Raw genomic sequence first — 22,205 nt, 5'->3', positions numbered from 1 at the left:
CCATGCGCCCCCTTCCCTCCCTCGCGCTCGCCGTGGCCGGCGCCCTTGTCGGGGCCCCAGCGCCCGCCGCCGAAGGCATGTGGCCCCTCAACCTGCTGCCCCAAGCGGCGTTGGAGGCTCACGGCCTGAAGCCGGACGTGGCGCGCCTGCAGGCCGTGTCGGTGAACGTGGGCGGGGCGTCGGGGTCGTTTGTCTCGCCCCATGGCCTGGTGCTGACGAACCACCACGTGATCAGCGAATGCCTGGACCACCTGTCCACGCCGGCGCGGCCCCTGCAAAGCACCGGCTTCGTGGCCGCCAAGCCCGCCCAGGCCCTGCGTTGCCCGGGCTTGGTGGCCAAGGTGCTGCAGGGCATCGACGACGTCACCGACCAGATCCCCGCCGACAACGCCGGCCGCAAGGCGGCCATCGACCGCTTGACGGGCGCCGACTGCCCGAAGGGCGAGGTCTGCGAGTTGGTGCCGCTGTACGGCGGTGCGCTGCACCACCGTTACCGGCACCGAACCTGGAACGACGTGCGCTTGGTGATGGCCCCGGAGGCGCAGGCCGCCAACTTCGGTGGCGACGACGACAACTTCGCTTACCCCCGGTTTGCCTTCGACTTCGCCCTTTTGCGCGTTTACGAACCGAACGGCCAGCCCCACCGCCCCGCCCACTGGCTGCGGCCCGCGCGGCACGACCTGAAACTGAACGACGCGGTGATGGTGCCCGGCCATCCCTACGTGACCGAGCGCCAGAAGACGCTCGCTCAACTGGAGGCCGAGCGCGACCTGCACACGCCGCTGTGGATCGACCGCGCGGCCCAGGAGCTCGAGGCCCTGCGGGCCTACGCGCAAACGAGCCCGGACGCCCAGCGTCAGACCATGGACATGGTCCTCAACCTCGAGAACGGCCTCAAGGTCATCCGCGGCGAGCTCGCGGCCTTGCGCACGCCGGCCTTGATGCAGCGCCTGCGCGACGAAGAGAGCGCCATCCGCCGCGTGGCCGGTTCACAGGCCCCGTGGGAGGCCGTGGCTCAAGCCGAGGCCGCCGCCATGCGCTTGGCGCCGCTTCGCACCGCACTGCAGGCCCCCGGCGGCAGCCTGCTGGGCCAGGTCCTGCAGGTGCTGGCGGTGCGGGCCGAGCGTCACCGGCCCGCCGAGGAGCGCCTGGAGGGCTTCCACGACCGGGAGGCCGAACAGCAGGCCGAGGAACTGGGCGCCGACCGCCCGGTGCACCTGGGCGTGGAGCAGGTGCGCTTGACCCAGTACATCGCCTGGATGCAGGCCCACTTGGGCGGGGAGCACCCGTGGGTGCGCACCGCGTTGGCCGGGCAGCCCGATGCCGCCGCGGCCGCCCGCCACTGGCTGGCTGGCACGGTGCTGACCGACCTGGCGCAACGCCGCGCCTTGCTCACCCTGGACGACGACGCGCTTGCCCGCCACCCCGACCGCCTGGTGCAACTGGCCCGCGCGCTGCACCCGGACCTGCACCGCCTGCGCCACGAGTGGGAAACGCAGGTGCGCCAACCGCGCCTGGCGCAGGCCCGGGCCTTGGCCCAGGCCCGCTGGCAGGCCCAGGGGCGGGGGGCCCCGCCCGACGCCACCGGCACCCTGCGCCTGTCCTTCGGGCGGGTGGCCGAGCAGGACTTGGGCGGCCTGCGCCAGCCCTGGTTCAGCACCGTGGGCGGGCTGTGGGCCCGGGCCGACGGCTTCGGGCACCAGGCGCCGTTCGACTTGGCACCGCGCCTGGCCGCCGCCCGCCCGCGCCTCGACGACCGCACCCCCTTGAACTTCATCAGCACGCCCGACATCGTGGGCGGCAACTCCGGCTCGCCCATCCTCAACGCCGCGGGCGACTGGGTGGGGGTCGTGTTCGACGGCAACCTGGACTCCCTGGCTTCTGCCTACGTGTTCGACGAGGCCCGCACCCGCACGGTGTCGGTCAGCCTGGCGGCCATCCGCTTGGCGCTGCGGGAGGTGTACCCGGCCCAGCACCTGGCCGACGAGATGGGACTGGGCAAGTCGGGCCTGAGACAATCGCGGCCATGAGTGCCCCGACCCCCCTCACCTACGACCAAGCCGGCGTCAACTACGACCTGATCGATCCGCTCAAGGTCAGCGCCCAGCGCGCCGCCGCCGCCACCGCCCTCAACGTGGCCCAACACGGCTTCACCGAAGTGAAGGCCTCGCGCGGCGAGTCGGCCTACGTCGTCGACGTCGGCCCCTTCTACATGGCCAGCATCGTCGAGTGCCTGGGCACCAAGACCCTGGTGGCCGACGACATGGCCAAGTTGACGGGCAAGAGCTACTACGCCGGCATCGCCCAAGACACCATCGCCATGGCGGTGAACGACCTGATCACCGTGGGCGCCACGCCCTTGGTGGTGCAGGCCTACTGGGCGGCAGGCGGTTCGGCCTGGTTCGAAGACGCCGTGCGCGCCCAAGAGCTGGTCAAAGGCTGGAAGGCGGCCTGTGACGTCTGCCAGGTGGCCTGGGGCGGTGGCGAGACGCCGGCCCTGGCGGGCATCGTCGAGGACGGTCGCATCGACCTGGCGGCCTCGTGCACCGGCATCGTCAACCCCAAGACCCGCTTGAGCGTGGGCGACCAACTGGCCGCGGGCGACGCCATCGTGCTGCTGGCCTCCAGCGGCATCCACGCCAACGGCCTGAGCCTGGCGCGCAAGCTGGCCGAGCGCCTGCCGCAGGGCTACCTGACCGAGATCGAACCCGGGCTCAGCTACGGCGAGGCCCTGCTCGCCCCCACGGCGCTGTACAGCCCCGTGACCGAGGCCCTGGCCCGGGCCGGCATCACCGTGCACTACAGCGCCAACATCACCGGCCACGGGTGGCGCAAGCTGCTGCGCCACCCGGGCGAGCTGACCTACCGCATCCGCACCGTTCCCCCGGTGCCGGCGGTGCTGAAGTTCATCCAGCAGCAGTGCCACCAGGACGACCGTGAGGCCTATTCCACGCTGAACATGGGCGCGGGGTTCGCCTTGTTCGTGCCGCCGGAGCAAGCCGACGAGGTCGTTCGGATCGCCGAGGCCGCGGGCATCGCGGCGTGGCACGCCGGCGCGGTGGAGGCCGGCCCGAAGCGGCTCTTCATCGAGCCCCTGGGCATCGAGTTTTCCGACGCCGACCTGCAGTTGCGCTGAGGGCGCGCCAAGGCCGGCCGGCTACACTGCGCCCCGACGGCCCCCCTCGCATGGGAGCGCGCCCAACCGGGTCAGGTGGGGAACCAAGCAGCCCTTAGCGTTGCAACCAGTGCCGAGGTCAGGGTCGTCACCTTTCACGCGCCCCAACGCGCCGCACCCACCGGTCGGCGCGCTGTTTGCTTTCTGGGGCCCTTGGCTCAGCCGGCGTTCTGGCGAAATGCCATCACGGCCTGGTTGCGCAAGGTGCGCAGCAGCGACAGCTCCTTCTCGCTGAGCTGGATGCCGCCGGGCGCCACGCTGTCGGCATAGATCAAACCCAGCGGGGCGTTCTTCACCGTCAACGGCAGCAACAAGAAGCAGCCCGCCTGGAGCGGTGGCTTGGCATACCAAGCAGGGAGCCGCTGCGCAATGCTGGGCTGGGTGGCGTCGCTGATCAGCGTGTCCACGCCCTTGGTGCATATGGTGGCGAACAGGTCGGGCTGGCCGTTGCTGCGCAGCGGGATGCGCATCTGTGGCACCACCACGTCCAAGGCCTCGCCCACGCCGAACCGACCGACGAGCGTGTCGGTGCGCGCATCGCGCAAACAAAAAAGCACGCGCCGCACGCCCAGGGCGCGGTAGATGGTCTCCAGGATCATCCGCAGCACGGCCCCAAGGTCTTGGGATTCGACCATGGCGTCGGTGATGTCTTGGATCCCGGCGGCCAACTGCTGGGTGGCGTGCGCCCGGCGCTCCACCGGGTCTTGCTCGACCGGCGCTGGCCCCGCATCGGGGGGCAGCACCATGGTGGCCAAGTCGTCGCCCGGCGCTCCCCCTGCCCCCGGCGCAGCGGGTTCTTGGGTGGGCATCAGCCGGTGGGCAATCGACTTTTTCTCGAGCTTGATCTCCATGGCATCGGCCATGCTGGCCAGCCGCTTGCGCGCCTCCTCGCAGGCGGCCTCGAAGGCCTTGGTCGGCAACTTCAGGGCCTTGCCGTGCGACTCGGCCAAGCGGCCCAGCGGCCCGGCCAACTGCTCCGGGGGCGTGCTGAGGATCAGGTCCGCGGTGTCATTGGCAGCCCGGCACAGCCAGCGCTGACGCTCGGCGGGAACGTCCACCGCCTTGGCGGGCGGTTCGCCCGCAGGACGGCGCATCACGGTGGTCAGGGCGTCGGGCAGGCCCCAGCGCTTGGCAATCCCGACCCCCAATTCTTCAAAGGTGATCCCCAGCACGCGGGTCGAGGCCGTGGCTTCGCTCACGGGCGAGCGGGTGCCCTCGCCTTCGCGCACCAGTCGCCGAACCTGCTGCGCCTCTTCGGGAAAGTAAAAAGCGCAAAGCAAGCGCCCCAGGTTCTGGAAGAGCGCGCCGAGGAACATCTCCTCGCCCTCGCGGGTGCCGCCCGTGAACTCGCGGGCCAAAGAGCCCGCCATCAGGCTGCGCAGGAACTCGGTCTTCAACTGGTCGGCGTGCGTGCGGTCTTGCATGCGCTCGAGCAGCACCAGGCTCAGGGCCAGGTTGCGCACCCCCGCAAACCCAATCAAAGCCACGGCCCGGCTGATCGTGTTGATCGTGCCCCCACCCGCATGGCGAAACTGCGCGGTGTTGACCAAGCGCAGCAGCTTGTTGGTCAAGGCCACGTCCTTGAGGATCTCGTTGGACAGCCCGGACAGGCTTTCTTTGTCGCTCTGGGTGACCCGGTGGATGCGCTCGATGGACGCGGAGAGGCCCGGAAAGTCGGCCTTGGAGCGCATGCGGCGCATCAAAAACTCGAGCGCGGCCGCCTGCGCCTCCCCCGACTCCGGCGTGTCGCCTTCGGGGCCCTGGAGCCAACGCAGCAAAGCGTCGCGCATCGCCCCCGCCCCGTCCCAGCGGGCGCCGGGGTCGCGGCTGAGGCCCCGTTGCACGATCAGCCGCAACTCGTCGTCCACGTCACTGCCCGGCATCGGCGGCAGTTGCAGGTCTTCGGCCAGCACGCGCTGCAGGCAGCGCATGGGGTCGGCATCGTGGTTCAGTCGCTGCCCGCTGAGCAACTCGCCGAGCATGATGGCCGCGGCGAACACGTCCATGCGCGGCTGGGGCGGCTCACCGCGCGCCGCTTCCGGGCTGATGTAGCTGGGCGTACCCACGATGGCCGCGGCCTTGGCGTCGGTGACGCGCGCCGCAATGCCGAAGTCGGTGACCCGCGGTCGGCCCTGCGGGTCGAGCAGGATGTTGCTGGGCTTCAGGTCCCGGTGCACGACCCCGGCGGCATGGGCCACGGCCAGCGCGTCGAGCACGGCCACCATCAGGTCCACCGCCTGACGCGCCGGCAAAGGCGCCCGGCGCAGCAGGGGCAACAGGGTGCCGCCGTGCACCAGCTCGAACACCAGCACCGGCTTGCCGTCGATGACGTCGGCCTCGAACACCTGCACGATGCCCGGGTGGTTGAGCCGGCTGACGGCCCGCCCCTCTTGCAGCCACTCGTCCACCGCGGCTTTGCTGGCCCCGGCCGACATGATCTTGAGCGCCACCTCGCGGTCCAGGCGCGGGTCGTGCGCCAGCCAGACCACGGCCTGCGCGCCACGCCCCAGCTCGCGTTCGAGTTTGAATCGGCCCAGCATTTGGCTCATGAGAGGGTGCGGTCCACGGCGGCCTGCGCCGCCTCGGGGTAAAGGGCGAGTTGGATGTCGCGGACGGACAGGCCCAGGGCCCGAGCGTAACGGCGGGTGACCTGCTCGATCCGCTGGCGGCGACGCGGCTCCGGCAGCGCCAGGGCGTCGACGAGTTCGATGCTCAAGGCGGCCGTCAAGCGCAGGGTCTCCGGGTCGCTGCCTGGGTGGTGGATGGGGCTGTCGAGGTCGGGGCGGCTGGCCATCTTCATCAAGCCATCGGCCAAGCCCCAGTGGCGCAGGGTGGCCTGGGTCAGGGCGTCAAGGTCGCAGCCCAGCACGGCGAAGGCGGCTTGCTGCTCGGTCAGGCCCGTGGGGTGGGGATGGTCCTCCGTCGGGGGCGGGGCTTGCATGAGGCGCTCGATCTGATCGGCCTCGTCGGGCAGGTGGTACTGCACCAACAGCCGACCCAGGTTCTGGGTGTAGGTGACCAAGCGCACCACCTCGGGCTCGTACCCGGCCGGTGCCAGCAGGCGGGCCACGTCGGCGGCCTTGTGCGCGCGGGCCAGGGCCAAGCGCAGGTTCAGCACGCGCTCGGGCGGCAAGACCCCTGGCCAGGGCCGCAGAGCCGAAGCAGCCGCGGCCACCTCCTGCAGGCCCAACATGGCCACCGCCCGCTGCACGCTGAGCACGGCGCCATCGGACGCCCGCCCTTCGCGTGCCCGGGCCTGGTTGACCCGCCGAAGCAACTCGAAACTCAGCGCCAGATCCTGCAGCACCAAGGCGGCCAAAGCGCCACTGTGCTGCCGCTCCAAGCCCCCAGCTTGCACGTTGCGAACGGCCTCAGGGCGCGTCACGGGCAAACCGCCGTAGCGCTGCAAACGGTCCACCAACTGGCCCACCGTCCCCCCCTCGGGGTGGCGTTGGTGGTCAACCCAAGCCTCCAACGCACGGGCCAAGGCCCGCGCCGTGGGGTAGCGCTGGCTGGGTTGGGTGGCGGTGGCACGGTTGCAGATGGCGCGCAGCGCCTCGGGCACCGGGTGGGCGGCGTCAAACCCCAGGCGCACGAACTCCTTGCCGTGCGGCGGCAGGCGGCGCACGACCTCTTGCGGGTCCGTGGTTTCCAGCGGGGCGGCCCCGCCGAGCAGGCGGTTGAGCAGCAGGCCCAGGCACAAGACTTCGTCGGCAGCCTGGTCGCGCAAGCGCTGCCGCGCGGCGCCATCGGCCCCCGGCCCCGGTCCAGCCATGCCTTGCCCCAACAAGAACGCTTTGCCGTCGGCCGCCAGCAGCCATTGGAAGGGTTGCAGATCGCCCATCAAGTGCCCGGCCTCGTGCACCTGGGCCAAGGCTTGGGCCACCGCGGCCGCCCAAGCCGCCGCTTCGGTCGGGCTGGCCACGCGATGGCGGGCCAGGCGCTCGTCCAGGGTCTGCCCCAAGGCGCGGTCGTAGGCGAGGTAGGCGTGACCGTCGACCAAACCCAGGTCCAAGGGCTCGGCCAGGCTGGGGTGCTGGACCCGCAAGGCCGCTCGGGCCGCCGTGGTCCAGGCCGTGGGGTCGGGCAGCTTGGCCCGGGGCATCAACACGAGGCGATCCGCCTGGCTGCGCTCGTCAAGCACCTGCCACAGCATGCAACGCTCGCTCTTGCCGAGCAGGGCACGCAGCACGAACGGGCCCAGGCGTCGAACCGGGGCGGTGGGCGGAGGGGGGGCAGCGGGCGACGTCATGGGGCGTGGCAACAACGCCGTCCATTAAACCCTCCCGCATCGCCCTCCCACCCCGGGACTGGCCTGGGGGAGGCCCTCTTTTTCCACGCGCAGGCTCAGCCCACCATGGATTGCCACACCTTCTCCAGCCGCTTCACGCTGACCGGCTGCGGCGTGCGCAGCTCCTGGGCGAACAGGCCCACGCGCAGCTCTTCCAGCTGCCACCGGAAGTCGTCCAAGCGGGGGTCGCGCGCGCCGCGCAGCTCGGCCACGCGGCGCTGCCAGCGCTGCTCCAGCGGGCGCAGCTCGGCCATGAGCTTGGCGTCGCGGGCCCCGTCCTGGCGCCATTTGTCGAGGCGAAGCTGCACCCCCTTGAGGTAGCGCGGCAGGTGCTGCCACTGCGTCCAGGGCGTTTGTGTCACGAACTGCTTGGGCATCAAGCGCGCCAGCTGGGCCTGCAGGTCGTCAGCCAAGTCCTTGGGCAGGCCCTTGGTGTCTTTGATCTTGCGTTGCGCCGCCTGGAACTCCAGCAGCACCGTGCTGGCCTGGCGCGCCACCTCCTGCGCAATCAGGTTCAAGCGCCCTCGACCTTCGGCCAGGCGCGCCTGGAAAGCGGTGGCGTCGGTGGGCAGGGGGTCGCCGAGGAAGGCCCGCTCCACCGCCACCGACTGCACCTGGGCCCGGAGCTCGTCCACGCTGCCCAAGGGCATGTAGGCCACGCCCATGGTGACCAGCTCCTGGCCCAGGCTCTTCTCCAAGTACTTCAGCGGCTCTTTGAGCTGCAGCGCGAACAAGCGAATCAGGCCCTTGCGGTGCTGCGCCTGGGCGACGTCGGGCTCGTCGAACACCTCGATTTCGACGTGCGTGCCCTTGTCGATCAAGGCCGGGAAACCGATCAGGCTGGCCCCGCCCTTGCGCACCTCCAGCAGCTCGGGCAGCTCGCCAAAGCCCCAATCGGTGTGGCGCTGGGCGGCGTCCATGGCCGGGGCGGCGGCGGCCGGCGCCTTGGCGGGACTCGGGCCCCGGGGCCCGACGGGCTCGGGCGCCACCACCGGCGCGGCCACTTTCAGGGCGGCCAGGGCCTGGAAGCTGCTGCGCGCCAGGCTGCCGAACTCGGCCTTGAGCCCGGCCAGGTTGCGGCCCATGCCGAGCTGGCGGCCGTGTTCATCGACCACGCGCAGGTTCATGAACAGGTGCGGGCTGAGCAGCTCCAGCTTGAAGTCCGCCCGGGTGATCGGCAGTTGCACTTTGGCCTTCACCGCGGCCAGCAAGGCGTCGATCAGCGAGCCTTCGCCGAAGGGGGTGGCGGTCACGAACTCGGCCACGAAGGCGGGGACGGGCGCCAAGCGCGCACGGGGCTTTTGCGGCAAGCTCTTCACCAAGGCCAAGACCTTGGCCTCCAGCAGGCCCGGCACCAGCCACTCGCAGGCGGCCTCGCTCACCGGGTTGAGGGCGAACACCGGCACGGTGACGGTGAGCCCGTCGCGGTCGCTGCCGGGCTCGTGCAGGTAGTCGCAGCGGCAGTCCACGCCACCCAGGCGCAGCATCTTGGGAAAGGCGTCGCTGGTGATGCCGGCCGCCTCGTGGCGCATCAGCTCTTCGCGGCTGAAGTGCAGCAGCTTCGGCGTGTCTTTGGCCGCCTGGCGGTACCACTTTTCCAAGCTGGCGGTGCTGCAAACCTCCGGCGGGATCTGGGCGTCGTAAAACGCGGCGATCAGGCTGTCGTCCACCAGCACGTCCTGCCGACGGCTCTTGTGCTCAAGCTTCTCCACCTCGGCGATGCGTTTGGCGTTGTGCGCCAAAAAGGGCAAGGCCGAGTCGATCTCACCGCCCACCAGGGCCTCGCGGATGAAGATCTCGCGGGCGGCGGCCGGGTCGACGCGACCGAAGTTCACCCGCTTGCCCTGGTACAGGGTGAGGCCGTACAGCGTGCCGCGCTCCAGCGCGATCACCTCGCCGGCCTTCTTCTCCCAATGCGGCTCGCTCAAACTCGTTTTGAGCAGGTGCCCGCACTGCGAAAGCACCCACTGCGGGTCGATGTTCGCCAGCCCCCGGCCCCACAGTCGCGTGGTTTCGACCAGCTCTGCCGCCACGATCCAACGCCCGGGCTTCTTGCTCAGGTGCGCACCGGGCCAGGGCCAGAACTTGATGCCGCGGGCACCCAGGTAAGCGTTGGTGTCTTCGGTTTCGCTCTTCAGGCCGATGTTGCCCAGCAGGCCGGTGAGCAGCGCGCGGTGCAGTTGCTCGTAGGTGGCCTCGCTGCCGTTGAGCCGCCAGCCTTGCTCGGCCACCACGGTGTGCAGTTGCTGGTGCACGTCGCGCCACTCGCGCACGCGGCGGGGGCTGATGAAGTGCTCGCGCAGCTTGGCTTCGGTTTTGCGATGGCTGAGCTTGTGCTCGCCGTCGCCACCGCGCACGTCTTGCAACCACCTCCACAGCTTCAGCAGGCCGCTGAACTCGCTCCGCTCGTCGTCGAAGGGCTTGTGCTTGGCGTCAGCCTGCTGCTGCTGTTCGGGCGGGCGGTCCCGCACGTCCTGGCTGGACAAGCTGGACGCGATCACCAGCATCTCGTTCAGGCACTGCTGGTCGCGCGCGGCCAAGAGCATGCGACCCACGCGCGGGTCCAGGGGCAAGCGGGCCAGTTCTTTGCCGATGGCGGTGAGCTCGTTGGCGTCGTCCACGGCGCCCAGTTCGGCCAAGAGCTGGTAGCCGTCGGCAATCGCTTTGCCGGGCGGTGCCTCCAGGAAGGGGAAGTCTTCGACCGCGCCCAGGCGCAGGCTCTTCATGCGCAAGATCACCCCGGCGAGGCTGCTGCGCAGGATTTCGGGGTCGGTGAAGCGCGGGCGCTGGGCGAACTCCTTTTCGTCGTACAGGCGCACGCAAATGCCGTTGCTGACCCGCCCGCAGCGGCCGGCGCGCTGGTTGGCGGCGGCTTGGCTCACGGGCTCGATCTGCAGTTGCTCGACCTTGTTGCGGTAGCTGTAGCGTTTCACGCGCGCCGTGCCGGCATCGACCACGTAGCGGATGCCGGGCACGGTCAGCGAGGTTTCGGCCACGTTGGTGGCCAACACGATGCGCGGGGCGCCGTGGGGCTGGAAGACCTTGTCCTGGTCGGCCTGGCTCAGGCGCGCAAACAGGGGCAGCACCTCCACACCGGGCGGGTGGTGGCCGCGCAGGGTCTCGGCCACGTCGCGGATCTCGCGCTCGCCCGGCAGGAACACCAAGCAGTCGCCCGGGCCGGCGGTGCGCCATAACTCGTCCACGGCGTCGCGCACGGCGTCGGCCACGCCGTAGTCGCGCTTTTCCTCGAAGGGCCGCCAGCGCTGCTCCACCGGGAACAGTCGGCCGCTCACCTGGATGACCGGCGCCGGACCACGCCGGCTCTCGAAGTGTTTGGCGAAACGGTCGGCGTCGATGGTGGCGGAGGTCACGACGATCTTCAGGTCCGGCCGCCGCGGCAGGATCTGCTTGAGGTAGCCGAGCAGGAAGTCGATGTTCAGGCTGCGCTCGTGGGCCTCGTCAATGATGAGGGTGTCGTAGCGCTTGAGCAGCGGGTCGGTCTGCGTTTCCGCCAGCAAGATGCCATCGGTCATCAGCTTGACCGAAGCGCCGGCGGTGAGCCGGTCGTTGAAGCGGATCTTGTAGCCCACCACCTCGCCCAGGGGCGAGTTCAGTTCCTCGGCAATGCGCTTGGCCACGCTGGTGGCCGCCAACCGCCGCGGCTGGGTGTGGCCGATGAGCTTGCCCCCGTTGCCCGTGCCGCGGCCCAGGGCCAGCGCGATCTTGGGCAACTGCGTGGTCTTGCCCGAGCCGGTTTCGCCGCACACGATGACCACCTGGTGCTCGCGCATGGCCTGCGCGATCTCCTCCCGCCGCGCGCTGACGGGCAGGCTCTCGGGAAAGGTGATCGGGGGCAGCGGCGAAACGGAAACAGCCGGCGGGGCGCGCCGGCTGTCGGGGGTGCGGTCGTTCATGGCGGCGCGCATTGTCCTCGCGTTGATCCCAATCGGCACAATCCGCCCCATGAGCGGCCTCGTCTTTCCCCACACCTTCGTGCCTTGGTTCCGTGCCGTGGCGCCCTACATCCACGCCTACCGGGGCGAGACCTTCGTGGTGGGCATGGCGGGCGAAATGATCGCCGCCGGCAAACTCAGCAGCTTCGCCCAAGACCTGGCCTTGATGCACGCCATGGGCATCCGCATCGTGTTGGTGCACGGCTTCCGGCCCCAGGTGGACGAGCAGTTGCGCCTCAAGGGCCACCCCGCCAAGTACCACCGCGGCCTGCGCGTGACCGACGCCGTGGCCCTGGACTGCGCCCAAGAGGCCGCCGGCCAGTTGCGCTTCGAAATCGAAGCCGCCTTCAGCCAGGGCCTGCCCAACACGCCCATGGCCAATGCCACGCTGCGCGTGGTCAGCGGCAACTTCCTGACCGCCAAGCCCGTGGGCATCATCGACGGCATCGACCACGAGCACAGCGGCTACGTGCGCCGGGTGGACGGAGTGGGCATTCAAAACGCCCTGAACGCCGGCGCGCTGGTGTTGCTGTCGCCCTTCGGCTTCTCGCCCACGGGCGAGGCCTTCAACTTGACCATGGAAGACGTGGCCACGGCCACGGCCATCGCGCTGCAGGCCGACAAGCTGATCTTCATGACCGAAACGCCGGGCATCCACGAGCAGCCCGACGACCCCACCAGCGCGATCGACACCGAACTGGCCCTGGCCGACGCCGAACGCCTGCTGGCCCGCTGGCCCGAGCCCGCGCTGCCCACCGACCCCGGCTTCTACCTGCGCCACTGCGTGCGCGCCTGCCGCGCGGGGGTGGACCGCTCCCACATCCTGCCCTTCAGCGTGGATGGTGCGCTGCTGCAAGAGGTGTACACCCACGACGGCATCGGCACCATGCTCGTGGACGAGAAGCTGGAAAACCTGCGCGAGGCGACCAGCGACGACGTCTCCAGCCTGATCGCACTCATCGAGCCCTTCGAGCGCGAGGGCGCCCTGGTAAAGCGCGACCGCACCGAGATCGAGCGCGACATCGATCACTACACCATCGTCGAACACGACGGCGTCATCTTCGGCTGCGCCGCCCTCTACCCCTACGTGGAAGCCGGCACGGCCGAAATGGCGGCCCTCACGGTCAGCCCGCTGAGCCAAGGGCAAGGCGACGGCGAGCGCTTGCTCAAGCGCATCGAGCAGCGCGCCAAGGCCATGGGCCTGAAAAGCCTCTTCGTGCTGACCACGCGCACCATGCACTGGTTCATCAAGCGCGGCTTCCAGCAGGTCGACCCCGAGTGGCTCCCCGAAGAGCGCAAGCGCAAGTACAACTGGGACCGCCGCTCGCAAGTCCTGGTCAAGCCCCTGGTTTGAACCCCGCCGCTACAGTCCCGCCCCCAACCAGATTGCCCCGAGGAAGATCCATGGCCCGCACCGTCCAATGCGTTTACCTGAAAAAGGAAGCCGAAGGCCTCGACTTCCCCCCCATGCCCTCGGCACTGGGCCAGCGCGTGTACGCCGAAGTCAGCAAGGAAGCCTGGCAAGCCTGGATCAAGCACCAGACCATGCTGGTCAACGAAAACCGCCTCAACTTGGCGGACCTGCGCGCCCGCCAGTACCTGACCCGGCAGTTGGAGCAGTTCTTCTTCGGGGGCGGTGCGGAAGCCCCGGCCGGCTTCGTGCCGCCCGCGGCTTGAGGCCCCAAGCACTCAAACGCGAATTATTCGCATTTGAATTAGACTGCGGGCCCCTGCACCAGGAGCCCCCATGTCCCCCTTCGCCCGCCTCGGCCGCTTTGCCGCCCTGACCTTGGCCGCCCTGTCGGCCGCAGTCCCGTCGGTCGCCCAAGAACAGGTGCTGAACCTGTACTCCGCGCGCCACTACCAAACCGACGAAGCGCTGTACGCCAACTTCACCAAGGCCACCGGGATCAAGATCAACCGGGTCGACACCGACGACGCCGGCCTGCTGGCCCGATTGAAAACCGAAGGCAGCGCCAGCCCAGCCGACGTGATCCTGTTGGTCGATGCCGCTCGGCTGGCCCAGGCCGAACGGGAGGGCCTGTTCAAGCCCTTCAAGTCCGAGGTGTTGGAGGCGGCCATTCCGGCGCAGTACCGGGCGACCCCGACCGCGGAAGGCACGGCTTGGTGGGGCTTTTCGACCCGGGCCCGGATGATCGTCTTCAACAAGATGGGCGTGAACCGCGGCGATGTGGCCCGCTACGAAGACCTGGCCGACCCCAAAAACAAGGGCAAGGTTTGCACCCGCTCGGGGTCGCACCCCTACAACCTGAGCCTGTTCGGCGCGCTGCACGAGCACTTGGGCAGTGCCGGCTTGCGCAATTGGCTGCAAGGCGTCGTGGCCAACATGGCGCGCCCGCCCAAGGGCGGCGACACCGACCAAATTCGTGCCGTGGCCAGCGGAGAGTGCCAAATCGCGCTCACCAACTCGTATTACTGGGCGCGACTGCAACTGTCGACCAAACCCGAGGACCAGGCCGTGGTCGACAAGGTCGGGGCGGTGATGCCGAACCAGCAGAGTTTCGGCACGCACATGAACATTGCCGGGGGTGCTGTGGCCAAACACAGCAAGAACGCCGCAGCGGCGCAAAAGTTCCTAGAGTATTTGGCCAGCGCCCAAGCACAGGCCTACTTTGCCAACGGGAATAACGAATGGCCGGTCGTCGCTGGAATTCAATTGCGCAACCCTGCCCTGGACAGCATGGGCAACTTCAAGCGCGAAACCATTCCTGTGGCGGCGGTCGCTGCCAATATCGCAAAGGTGCAACAAATGTTGGACCAAGTCGGCTTCAAGTAACTGCCATTTGGAATGCGCCCAAGATATGAGTATGATCTGGTTGCCTGCTGCCTAGCGGCGCAACCATCCCATACAAATCGAGGTGACTCATGGCCAGTTTGCAAGAGCTGATGGCACAGCGCGCGGCGCTTGACCAACAAATTGAAGAAACCAAGAACCGAGATCGTTCGGCGGCGGTGGCCAAGGTCCGGTCCTTGATGGCGGAATACGGCCTCAGCGTGTCGGACTTGACCGGGCGTACCAAGGGCGCAGCCAAACCGACCGGCAAGGTCCCCGCCAAGTACCGCAATGCGGCCACCGGCGAAACCTGGAGTGGTCGGGGATTGCAACCCAAATGGCTGAAAGCCGCTTTGGCTTCCGGCGCCAAGCTCCAAGATTTCGCCGTCTGAGGCGGTCCTCTCCCACCACAGCGCCCGGCCTTGGCCGGGCGTTTTGTTTGGTGGCGCGTAGACTGCCCAGGTGATCCCCAACGAGTTCATTCCCCAACTGCTTCAACGCGTGGACATCGTTGACGTGGTGGGTGCCCACGTTGACTTGAAAAAGTCCGGCGCCAGCTTGAAGGGCCTGTGCCCATTTCATGGGGAAAAATCACCCTCGTTTTTCGTTACACCGTCGCGTCAGACCTACCACTGCTTCGGTTGCGGCGCGCATGGCGATGCCCTGCGATTCATGATGGAGCATCAGGGGCTGGGCTTTGTCGATGCGGTTCAGGAATTGGCCCGTCGAGCCGGGCTTGAAGTGCCCAGCGATCCGCGAACGCCCGAGCAACGGGAGCAAGCCGAAGCCGCCAAACTCAAGAAATCAAGTTTGAGCGAACTGCTGGCCAAAGCTGCTTCGCATTACCGTGCCCAGTTGAAGCAATCGCCCAAGGCCATCGATTACCTCAAACGGCGAGGCCTGACGGGGCGCATTGCGGCGACCTTTGGGCTGGGATACGCCCCAGAAGGCTGGCGGTCCTTGGCGCGCTGTTTCCCGGAGTACGACGACCCCGATTTGGAAACCGCGGGACTGATCGTTCAGGGGCAAGGCGAAGGGCAAAGCGACAAGCGCTACGACCGCTTCCGCGACCGGATCATGTTCCCCATCCGAAACGTGGGGGGGGACGTGATCGGATTCGGTGGTCGCGTTCTCGATGGCGGAGAACCGAAATACCTGAATTCCCCTGAAACGCCGGTGTTCAGCAAGGGCACCGAGTTGTACGGCCTGTACGAAGCGCGCACGGCCATTCGTCAGCGGGGCATGGCCCTGGTGGTGGAAGGCTACATGGACGTGGTGGCCCTGGCGCAGCACGGTGTCGGCCACGCCGTTGCCACGTTGGGAACTGCCTGCACCGCCGAGCAAGTGGGCAAGCTGTTTCGGTTCACGGAGCAGGTGGTTTTTAGCTTTGACGGGGACAAGGCAGGACGGCGTGCGGCGGCACGGGCCTTGCAGTCCACACTTCCGCACCTGACCGAACGCCGCAGCGCTCGCTTCTTGTTCCTGCCGGCGGAGCACGATCCCGACTCCTATGTCAGAGAGCATGGGGCCGCAGCCTTTGAAAGCGTGGTCGAAGCCGCCAAACCGCTTTCAGCCCATTTGCTGGAGGTGGTGTCCGACGGGTGTCGGCTCGACACGCCGGAGGGTCGCGCGCGGCTTTTGGCGCAGGCCAAGCCCTTGCTTGAATTGCTGCCCGCCGGGCTCCTGCAGCGCCAGATCGTGGGGGAACTCGCCCGACTGGCCCGCGTCGAAGATCACGAGGTCCTGGGCGGCGCTCCCGCACCCGCGCCCCGTGCCACCAGATCGGTCAACCCTGGCAACGAGGAATCGCCACGACGTCGGAAGTTCAACGAGGCGCCGCGTCCTCGAGGTCCTTTGGTCGCCCCCTCGCCCGAGGACCAATTGCTCCGCCTTTTGTTGGTGAACGCCGCTTGGTGGGAGCGCTTGTCGGCCGAACAACACGACCGATTGCTACAGCGCAACACGCCCCATGCCCAGTTGTTGGGCTGGCTGGACCGAACCATCGTCGACCATGGTCCGCTGGCCTGGGCCAGCTTGCGACCGTTGTTGGCCGAAGACTCGCAGGCCATGGAGGCCCTGGCCAAACTGCCGCGCATCGACCTTGAGACGCTGGACCACCAGGCGCAGTTGGAGTCCCCGGTGTCCGACTTGGACGTGCTCATCGACAACTTGGGACGCACGGGCTTCTTCCAGGCCCCCCCGCGCCGCCCCGTCCTCGACCCCTGAATCGCGCCCACCGACCAGGCCCTCGGCCTGAAAATCAGAGCGAAAAAGGTAAAATAGCGGGTTCGCCGCTGCTCATGGAGCAGTTCAGCACCAAGGAATTGCATGCCCGCCAAGAAAGCCGCCGCCCCCGCTCCCGCCAAACCCGCCGCCTCGAAAGCCGCGGCCGAGGCCGAAACGAAAGCCAGCAAGGCCAGCAAGACGGCGGCCAAGGCCTCCTCGGCAGCCGACGACGACAAGCCCAAGCGCGGTCGCAAGCCCAAGGCGGCGGCCGAGGCCCCGAAGGGCAAGAAGGCCGCCACGGTGGAAGAAGACGTCGACCTGACCGACATCGACGCGGAGTTGGAAGGCGAAGCCGAACCCGAAGCGGCGGTGGAAGCCAGCACGGAAGAGGCCGCCAAGCCCCTGCGCATGAAGGTCAGCCGCGCCAAAGAGCGCGCCCTGATGCGCGAATTCGGCCTGGACGACACCCAGCTCACCGAAGAGGAAGTGGCCAAGCGCCGCCACGAGCTGAAGACCCTGATCAAGATGGGCAAGACGCGGGGTTTCCTGACGCACCAGGAAATCAACGACCACTTGCCCGAGAAGCTGATCAACGAGGAAATCCTCGAGGCCATCGTCTCGATGCTCAACGACATGGGCATCGCGGTGTACGAGCAGGCACCTGACGCCGCCACGCTGTTGATCAGCGGCCAGAGCACGGCCGCCGCCTCGGAAGAAGAAGCCGAAGAAGCCGCCGAAGCCGCACTGTCGACCGTCGACAGCGAGTTCGGCCGCACCACCGACCCCGTCCGCATGTACATGCGCGAAATGGGCTCGGTCGAACTGCTGACGCGCGAAGGCGAAATCGAAATCGCCAAGCGCATCGAAGGCGGTTTGCAGGCCATGATGCTGGCCATCAGCGCCAGCCCGACCACCATCGCCGAGATCCTGGCCCTGGCCGACAAGATTCGTGCGGGCGAGATGCAAATCTCCGACGTCGTTGACGGCTTCGTGGCCGCCGACGAGGCCGACGACTACGTGGCCGAAGAGGACTTCGACGAATTCGACGAGGAAGACGACGACGACGGCAACGGCGGCAGCAAGGCGCTGACCAAGAAGCTCGAAGAGCTGAAGAACGCCGCGCTGGTGAAGTTCGACTCGCTGTCGAGCAACTTCGACAAGATGCGCAAGGCCTTCGAGAAGGACGGCTACAAGAGCCCGTCTTACAACAAGGCACAGGCGGCCATCAGTGCCGAAATGATGACCTTGCGCTTCACGGTCAAGACCATCGAGCGCCTGTGCGACATCCTGCGCAGTCAGGTCGATGACGTCCGTCGCTTCGAGCGCGAGCTGCGCCGCATCGTGGTGGACCGCTGCGGCATGCCTCAAGAGCACTTCATCAAGGTCTTTCCGCCCAACGCCCTGAACTTGAAGTGGGCCGAGAAGGAAATTGCGGGCAACAAGTCCTACAGCGCCGTCATGGGCCGCAACCTGCCGGCCATTCAGGAACTCCAGCAAAAGCTGATCGACATCCAGGCCAAGGCCGTCGTGCCGCTGGAAGACCTGAAGGAAATCAACAAGAACATGAACGCCGGCGAGCGGGCCAGCCGCGACGCCAAGAAGGAGATGATCGAAGCGAACTTGCGCTTGGTCATCTCGATCGCCAAGAAGTACACCAACCGCGGTCTGCAGTTCCTCGACCTGATTCAGGAAGGCAACATCGGCCTGATGAAGGCGGTCGACAAGTTCGAGTACCGCCGAGGCTACAAGTTCTCGACCTACGCCACGTGGTGGATCCGCCAGGCCATCACGCGCTCGATTGCCGACCAAGCCCGCACCATCCGCATCCCGGTTCACATGATCGAAACGATCAACAAGATGAACCGCTTGTCGCGCCAGCACCTGCAAGAGTTCGGCTACGAGCCGGACGCGCCCACGCTGGCCGAGAAAATGGAGATGCCGGAGGACAAGATCCGCAAGATCATGAAGATCGCCAAAGAGCCGATCTCCATGGAAACGCCGATCGGCGACGACGACGACAGCCACTTGGGCGACTTCATCGAGGACACGAACAACGTGGCCCCGGTGGAAGCCGCCATGCAGGCCGGCTTGCGCGATGTGGTGAAAGACATCCTCGACAGCCTGACCCCGCGCGAGGCCAAGGTGCTGCGCATGCGCTTCGGCATCGAGATGCAGAGCGACCACACGCTCGAGGAAGTGGGCAAGCAGTTCGACGTGACGCGCGAGCGCATCCGCCAGATCGAGGCCAAGGCCATCCGCAAGCTCAAGCACCCGAGCCGCAGCGACAAGCTCCGCACGTACTTGGAAAACCTCTGATCCGCCCCAAGGCGGAATCCAGCCGAGAGAGCCGGGCCATGTGCCCGGCTTTTTCTTGGCCCCACGGGGGCGCAAGTACACTCGCGCCGCCTCGTTTGTCCAGCACTTCATGCCCCAAATCGTCCAGAGAACCGTGCTTTTTGCCGACCTTCGCGGCAGCACTTCGCTGTTCGAGACCCTGGGCAATGCCGAAGCCACCGCGGTGGTCACGCAAACGGTGGCGCTCGTGCGCCATGCAGTGCAGCGTGCGGAAGGACGCACGGTCAAGACCTTGGGGGATGGCTTGATGGCCGTTTTCAGCGATCCGGCCCAGGCCTTCGAGGCGGCCGTGCTCATGCACGCCGAATTGGACCTGCTGTTGGTGCAAGGACGCGTGCGCGCCGAACAGGTCAGCGGGCCGCGCGCCCTGCGCTTGCAGGTGGCGGTGTCGCTGGGCGAAGTCGTTGAGATGTCGGGGGACTGCTTTGGCGACGCGGTCAACGTCGCGGCCCGCCTGTTGGACCACGCCGGCGACAACGAAACCCTGTTCACGGCCGAGGCCCGCGACGCGTTGCCCAACGCGATCAAGGCAAGGTTCCGCAACCTGGATGGCATCAACGTGCGCGGACGGGTGGAACCCGTGCGGGTGTACGTGCTCGAGCGCCCAGCCGGCAGCGATGCCGTGGCCACCCAGTTCGGTGCCCCCTCGTTCGCGCCCTCCGAGCCCGATGGCATTCGGCTGACTTGGCTGGACCTGGACCGGATGTTCGACACCCGCCTGCTCCCCATCGTGCTGGGCCGCAGCGTGCAAGCGGCGTTTTGCATCACCGATGGCCGGGTCAGCCGTCAGCACGCCCGCATCGACTGGGACGGTGGTCGCTTCAACCTGACCGATCTGAGCTTCAACGGCAGCTACGTTCGCTTTTCCGGCAACACCGAGGTGCTGGCCCTGCGGCGGACCAGTTGTCCATTGCATGGCAGCGGCGTGATTGGGCTGGGCAGTTCACCCGCCCAACTGGACACGCCCGTGGTGCGCTTCGAAGTGCTTCACTTCGCCGAAACCCAAGCCCAAGACTGAGATGAGCGCCTCCTTCCAACACGGGCAAGACACAGGCCCTGCGGTGGGCATCTTGCTGTGCAACCTCGGCAGCCCCGACGCCCCCACCGCGCCTGCCGTGCGCCGCTACTTGGCGCAGTTCCTCAGTGACCGACGCGTGGTCGAAATTCCGCGGTGGCTGTGGTGGCCCATCCTTCACGGCATCATCCTTCGAGTCCGGCCCGCCAAAAGCGCGGCCAAGTACGCCAGCGTTTGGATGCCGGAAGGCGCGCCCCTGAAAGTCCATACCGAACGGCAAGCCAAGCAATTGCAGGGATGGCTGGGCGAGCGAGGGCACCGGGTCCAAGTGCGCTGGGCCATGCGCTACGGCAATCCCAGCATCGCCTCGCAACTGGACGTGCTGAAGTCGCAAGGCGCGCGGCGCATCCTGGTATTCAACGCGTACCCCCAGTACTGCGCCGCCACGGTGGCCAGCGTCATGGACGAGGTCAGCGCTTGGCTGCAGCGACAGCGATGGCTGCCCGAGTTGCGGGTCGTCAACCACTACCCGGACCACCCGTCCTACCTCCAGGCCCTGGTCCACAGCGCGCACTCGCATTGGCAGCGCCATGGTCGCGGGCAGGCCCTGGTGTTGAGCTTCCACGGCATGCCAGAGCGCACGCTGCACCTGGGGGATCCCTATTTCTGCGAATGCCACAAGACGGCGCGCCTGCTGACCGAGGCCCTGGGGCTGAAGCCGCAAGACGTTCACATCGCATTCCAGAGCCGCTTTGGGCGCGCGAAATGGCTGGAGCCCTCGACCGAGTCGGTGTTGAAGCGCCTGGGTTCGCAAGGCGTCCAGGACGTCGACGTGATGTGCCCGGGTTTCGCCGCCGATTGCCTCGAGACCCTGGAAGAAATTGCCATGGAAGGGCAAGAGACTTTCCGCGAGGCCGGTGGCGGCACGCTGCGCTACATCCCATGCCTGAACGACAGTCCCGAGGGCATGCGGGCGATGACCGACATCGCGGAGTCGCACCTCCAGGGCTGGCCGACGCAGGACACCCCCAGCGCTCCGGCGCTTGCCCTGCGAGCCCAACGGGCTCGCGAACTGGGCGCTCCCGCTTGAGCGAGCCGCTGCAAACCCTGCGGCTGGACAAATGGCTGTGGGCCGCGCGGTTCTTCAAGACGCGGGCGCTCGCCGTCGAAGCGATCGAGCGGCACCGCGTGCGAATGCACGACCAACCGGTCAAACCCTCGCGCGACGTCCGCGTTGGGGATCGCCTTCAGATTGCCCAACCCGGCTGGGTGCGCGAAGTCGAAGTGCTGGGCCTCTCGGCCCAACGCGGTCCGGCCCCGGTGGCACAGACCTTGTACCGGGACACCCCCCAAAGCCTGCTCACTGCGGCCGCGGCGGCCGAACAGCGGCGCTTGGCGCCCGAGCCGGCGACGGCTCGCGACCAAGGACGCCCAACCAAACGCGATCGACGCCAACTCGACGCCTGGCAAGACCCCGGATCGCCCGAGTGGCAACGGTGGAGCGTGGAGTGGCGCGGCGGCCCCTCTCGCTGAGCCCAATCGCCCGATGGGGCCCTGTCAGGGCTGGCAGGTGGGCGACGGGCCGGAACTGACGGGGTTGTCGCGGGCCGCCTCGCACACCGCGACCCAAAAGCGCCGCACGAACTGCGGGTGCTTGGCCCAAAGCGCGGGGCTCACTGGCGCAAAAAACGCGATGCGCTGCAATGGGGGATCCAAAGCCACCAGCGCTGGCGGGGTCGACAAAGCGTCGGGGCTGAAGCTCAGGGCCGGCAGCACGGCCACGTCCACCCGGCCCAAACGCAGTTTGGCGATGCTGCCCGCGTGGCTCAAGGCCCGGTCCAGCGTCCAGCCTGCGGCTTTCGCCAAAGGCTCCTCCACCCCGCCGCCGACGATGCCCACCGTCAGCCCCGCCGGCAGCAAGGTGCGTCCGTCCCAGCGCACCCGGTCCCGGCGGTCGGCCCGCACGAACAGCGCCAAATGGGTCTCGGCCAGGGCCAAGCGGCGGTCGGGCGCGCCGTCCGACCGTTGCGGGTACACCAGTTGGCCCGCCCGCTCGGGGGTGTGCGCCAAGTAGAAGGTCACTTGGGTGTCGTCGGAGGCTGTGTCGGCCATCAGCCGCCGCTGGGGCACGCGGACCCGTTCGGCCTTGCAGCCCAGTCGGGCCATCGCTTGGTCCAACCAGTCCACGAAGCGGCCCGGCGGGTCGGCGAACTGGGCGCCCTCCCCGGCCAACATGCCCGGGATGGGCTTGTCGAGGAACGCGACCCGGAAAGGTGTGGGGCATGCGCTCCCACCCGGCGCGGCGTGCGCTGCCGTGATCCACAGCGCCCCCAGCAAGCAAGCACGCATCAACAACATGGCTGGATTGTGCGGGTCGCCAGCGACAATGCCGTTCT

15 protein-coding genes and 1 other RNA gene are annotated in these 22,205 nt (G+C 67.9%); 12 read left to right on the top strand and 4 right to left on the bottom strand.

The window, feature by feature from the left end:
- The first annotated feature begins 2 nt into the window (after nucleotides 1–2).
- From EOD73_RS00375 to ffs, 3 genes are all read left to right on the top strand, one after another.
- Nucleotides 3–2,030 (top strand): S46 family peptidase, encoded by a 2,028-nt coding sequence (locus EOD73_RS00375; RefSeq protein ID WP_127679772.1) that lies wholly within the window; start codon nucleotides 3–5, stop codon nucleotides 2,028–2,030.
- Complete coding sequence (locus tag EOD73_RS00370) at nucleotides 2,027–3,136, top strand: AIR synthase-related protein (RefSeq protein ID WP_127679770.1); 1,110 nt, start codon at nucleotides 2,027–2,029, stop codon at nucleotides 3,134–3,136. The genes EOD73_RS00375 and EOD73_RS00370 overlap by 4 nt, the downstream gene beginning before the upstream one ends.
- A 35-nt stretch (nucleotides 3,137–3,171) precedes the next feature.
- Nucleotides 3,172–3,268, top strand: an RNA gene (gene ffs / locus EOD73_RS00365) — signal recognition particle sRNA small type.
- A gap of 65 nt (nucleotides 3,269–3,333) precedes the next feature.
- Here ffs and EOD73_RS00360 read toward each other — a convergent pair.
- From EOD73_RS00360 to hrpA, 3 genes are all read right to left on the bottom strand, one after another.
- Nucleotides 3,334–5,724, bottom strand: coding sequence for a protein kinase domain-containing protein (locus EOD73_RS00360; RefSeq protein ID WP_127679768.1), 2,391 nt, complete (start codon nucleotides 5,722–5,724; stop codon nucleotides 3,334–3,336).
- A complete protein-coding gene (locus EOD73_RS00355) occupies nucleotides 5,721–7,427 on the bottom strand; it encodes an HDOD domain-containing protein (protein WP_127679766.1) in 1,707 nt (568 codons plus the stop codon). The genes EOD73_RS00360 and EOD73_RS00355 overlap by 4 nt, the downstream gene beginning before the upstream one ends.
- Nucleotides 7,428–7,522: 95 nt before the next feature.
- Complete coding sequence (gene hrpA, locus EOD73_RS00350; RefSeq protein ID WP_127679764.1) at nucleotides 7,523–11,380, bottom strand: ATP-dependent RNA helicase HrpA; 3,858 nt, start codon at nucleotides 11,378–11,380, stop codon at nucleotides 7,523–7,525.
- A 49-nt stretch (nucleotides 11,381–11,429) separates the two neighbouring features.
- Here hrpA and argA point away from each other — a divergent pair, with 49 nt between their 5' ends.
- The 9 genes from argA (at nucleotide 11,430) to EOD73_RS00305 (ending at nucleotide 21,342) form a co-directional block, all read left to right on the top strand.
- Nucleotides 11,430–12,773, top strand: coding sequence for an amino-acid N-acetyltransferase (argA, locus tag EOD73_RS00345; protein WP_127679762.1), 1,344 nt, complete (start codon nucleotides 11,430–11,432; stop codon nucleotides 12,771–12,773).
- A 50-nt stretch (nucleotides 12,774–12,823) separates the two neighbouring features.
- Complete coding sequence (locus EOD73_RS00340; protein ID WP_127679760.1) at nucleotides 12,824–13,096, top strand: oxidative damage protection protein; 273 nt, start codon at nucleotides 12,824–12,826, stop codon at nucleotides 13,094–13,096.
- Between the two features lie 70 nt (nucleotides 13,097–13,166).
- Nucleotides 13,167–14,216, top strand: coding sequence for an extracellular solute-binding protein (locus EOD73_RS00335; protein WP_127679758.1), 1,050 nt, complete (start codon nucleotides 13,167–13,169; stop codon nucleotides 14,214–14,216).
- Between the two features lie 89 nt (nucleotides 14,217–14,305).
- Nucleotides 14,306–14,605: an H-NS histone family protein gene (locus tag EOD73_RS00330; protein ID WP_127679756.1), complete on the top strand. Its 300-nt coding sequence runs from the start codon at nucleotides 14,306–14,308 to the stop codon at nucleotides 14,603–14,605.
- A 70-nt stretch (nucleotides 14,606–14,675) separates the two neighbouring features.
- Entirely contained in the window at nucleotides 14,676–16,439 is a 1,764-nt protein-coding gene (gene dnaG, locus EOD73_RS00325; protein WP_127679754.1) for a DNA primase, read from the top strand.
- A gap of 102 nt (nucleotides 16,440–16,541) precedes the next feature.
- Nucleotides 16,542–18,755 (top strand): RNA polymerase sigma factor RpoD, encoded by a 2,214-nt coding sequence (gene rpoD, locus EOD73_RS00320; protein ID WP_127679752.1) that lies wholly within the window; start codon nucleotides 16,542–16,544, stop codon nucleotides 18,753–18,755.
- Between the two features lie 109 nt (nucleotides 18,756–18,864).
- Nucleotides 18,865–19,812 (top strand): adenylate/guanylate cyclase domain-containing protein, encoded by a 948-nt coding sequence (locus tag EOD73_RS00315; RefSeq protein ID WP_127679750.1) that lies wholly within the window; start codon nucleotides 18,865–18,867, stop codon nucleotides 19,810–19,812.
- Between the two features lies 1 nt (nucleotide 19,813).
- A complete protein-coding gene (gene hemH / locus EOD73_RS00310) occupies nucleotides 19,814–20,899 on the top strand; it encodes a ferrochelatase (RefSeq protein ID WP_127679748.1) in 1,086 nt (361 codons plus the stop codon).
- Entirely contained in the window at nucleotides 20,896–21,342 is a 447-nt protein-coding gene (locus tag EOD73_RS00305) for an RNA-binding S4 domain-containing protein (protein ID WP_127679746.1), read from the top strand. Before hemH ends, EOD73_RS00305 begins: the two co-directional genes overlap by 4 nt.
- A 24-nt stretch (nucleotides 21,343–21,366) precedes the next feature.
- Here EOD73_RS00305 and EOD73_RS00300 read toward each other — a convergent pair whose 3' ends face one another.
- Nucleotides 21,367–22,167 (bottom strand): transporter substrate-binding domain-containing protein, encoded by an 801-nt coding sequence (locus EOD73_RS00300; protein WP_127679744.1) that lies wholly within the window; start codon nucleotides 22,165–22,167, stop codon nucleotides 21,367–21,369.
- Nucleotides 22,168–22,205 lie beyond the last annotated feature (38 nt).

It is taken from the genome of Inhella crocodyli (assembly GCF_004004565.1).
GTDB lineage: Bacteria > Pseudomonadota > Gammaproteobacteria > Burkholderiales > Burkholderiaceae_C > Inhella > Inhella crocodyli.
The sequence above is the reverse complement of the archived record's forward strand: the minus strand, read 5'-3'. Positions and strand labels throughout refer to the sequence as shown.

Excerpts from the sequence above, each read along its gene's own strand:
- EOD73_RS00375 (WP_127679772.1), top strand. The coding sequence starts at position 3 with ATGCGCCCCCTTCCCTCCCTCGCGCTCGCCGTGGCCGGCGCCCTTGTC.
- EOD73_RS00370 (WP_127679770.1), top strand. The coding sequence starts at position 2,027 with ATGAGTGCCCCGACCCCCCTCACCTACGACCAAGCCGGCGTCAACTAC.
- EOD73_RS00360 (WP_127679768.1), bottom strand. The coding sequence starts at position 5,724 with ATGAGCCAAATGCTGGGCCGATTCAAACTCGAACGCGAGCTGGGGCGT.
- EOD73_RS00355 (WP_127679766.1), bottom strand. The coding sequence starts at position 7,427 with ATGACGTCGCCCGCTGCCCCCCCTCCGCCCACCGCCCCGGTTCGACGC.
- hrpA (WP_127679764.1), bottom strand. The coding sequence starts at position 11,380 with ATGAACGACCGCACCCCCGACAGCCGGCGCGCCCCGCCGGCTGTTTCC.
- argA (WP_127679762.1), top strand. The coding sequence starts at position 11,430 with ATGAGCGGCCTCGTCTTTCCCCACACCTTCGTGCCTTGGTTCCGTGCC.
- EOD73_RS00340 (WP_127679760.1), top strand. The coding sequence starts at position 12,824 with ATGGCCCGCACCGTCCAATGCGTTTACCTGAAAAAGGAAGCCGAAGGC.
- EOD73_RS00335 (WP_127679758.1), top strand. The coding sequence starts at position 13,167 with ATGTCCCCCTTCGCCCGCCTCGGCCGCTTTGCCGCCCTGACCTTGGCC.
- EOD73_RS00330 (WP_127679756.1), top strand. The coding sequence starts at position 14,306 with ATGGCCAGTTTGCAAGAGCTGATGGCACAGCGCGCGGCGCTTGACCAA.
- rpoD (WP_127679752.1), top strand. The coding sequence starts at position 16,542 with ATGCCCGCCAAGAAAGCCGCCGCCCCCGCTCCCGCCAAACCCGCCGCC.
- EOD73_RS00315 (WP_127679750.1), top strand. The coding sequence starts at position 18,865 with ATGCCCCAAATCGTCCAGAGAACCGTGCTTTTTGCCGACCTTCGCGGC.
- hemH (WP_127679748.1), top strand. The coding sequence starts at position 19,814 with ATGAGCGCCTCCTTCCAACACGGGCAAGACACAGGCCCTGCGGTGGGC.
- EOD73_RS00300 (WP_127679744.1), bottom strand. The coding sequence starts at position 22,167 with ATGTTGTTGATGCGTGCTTGCTTGCTGGGGGCGCTGTGGATCACGGCA.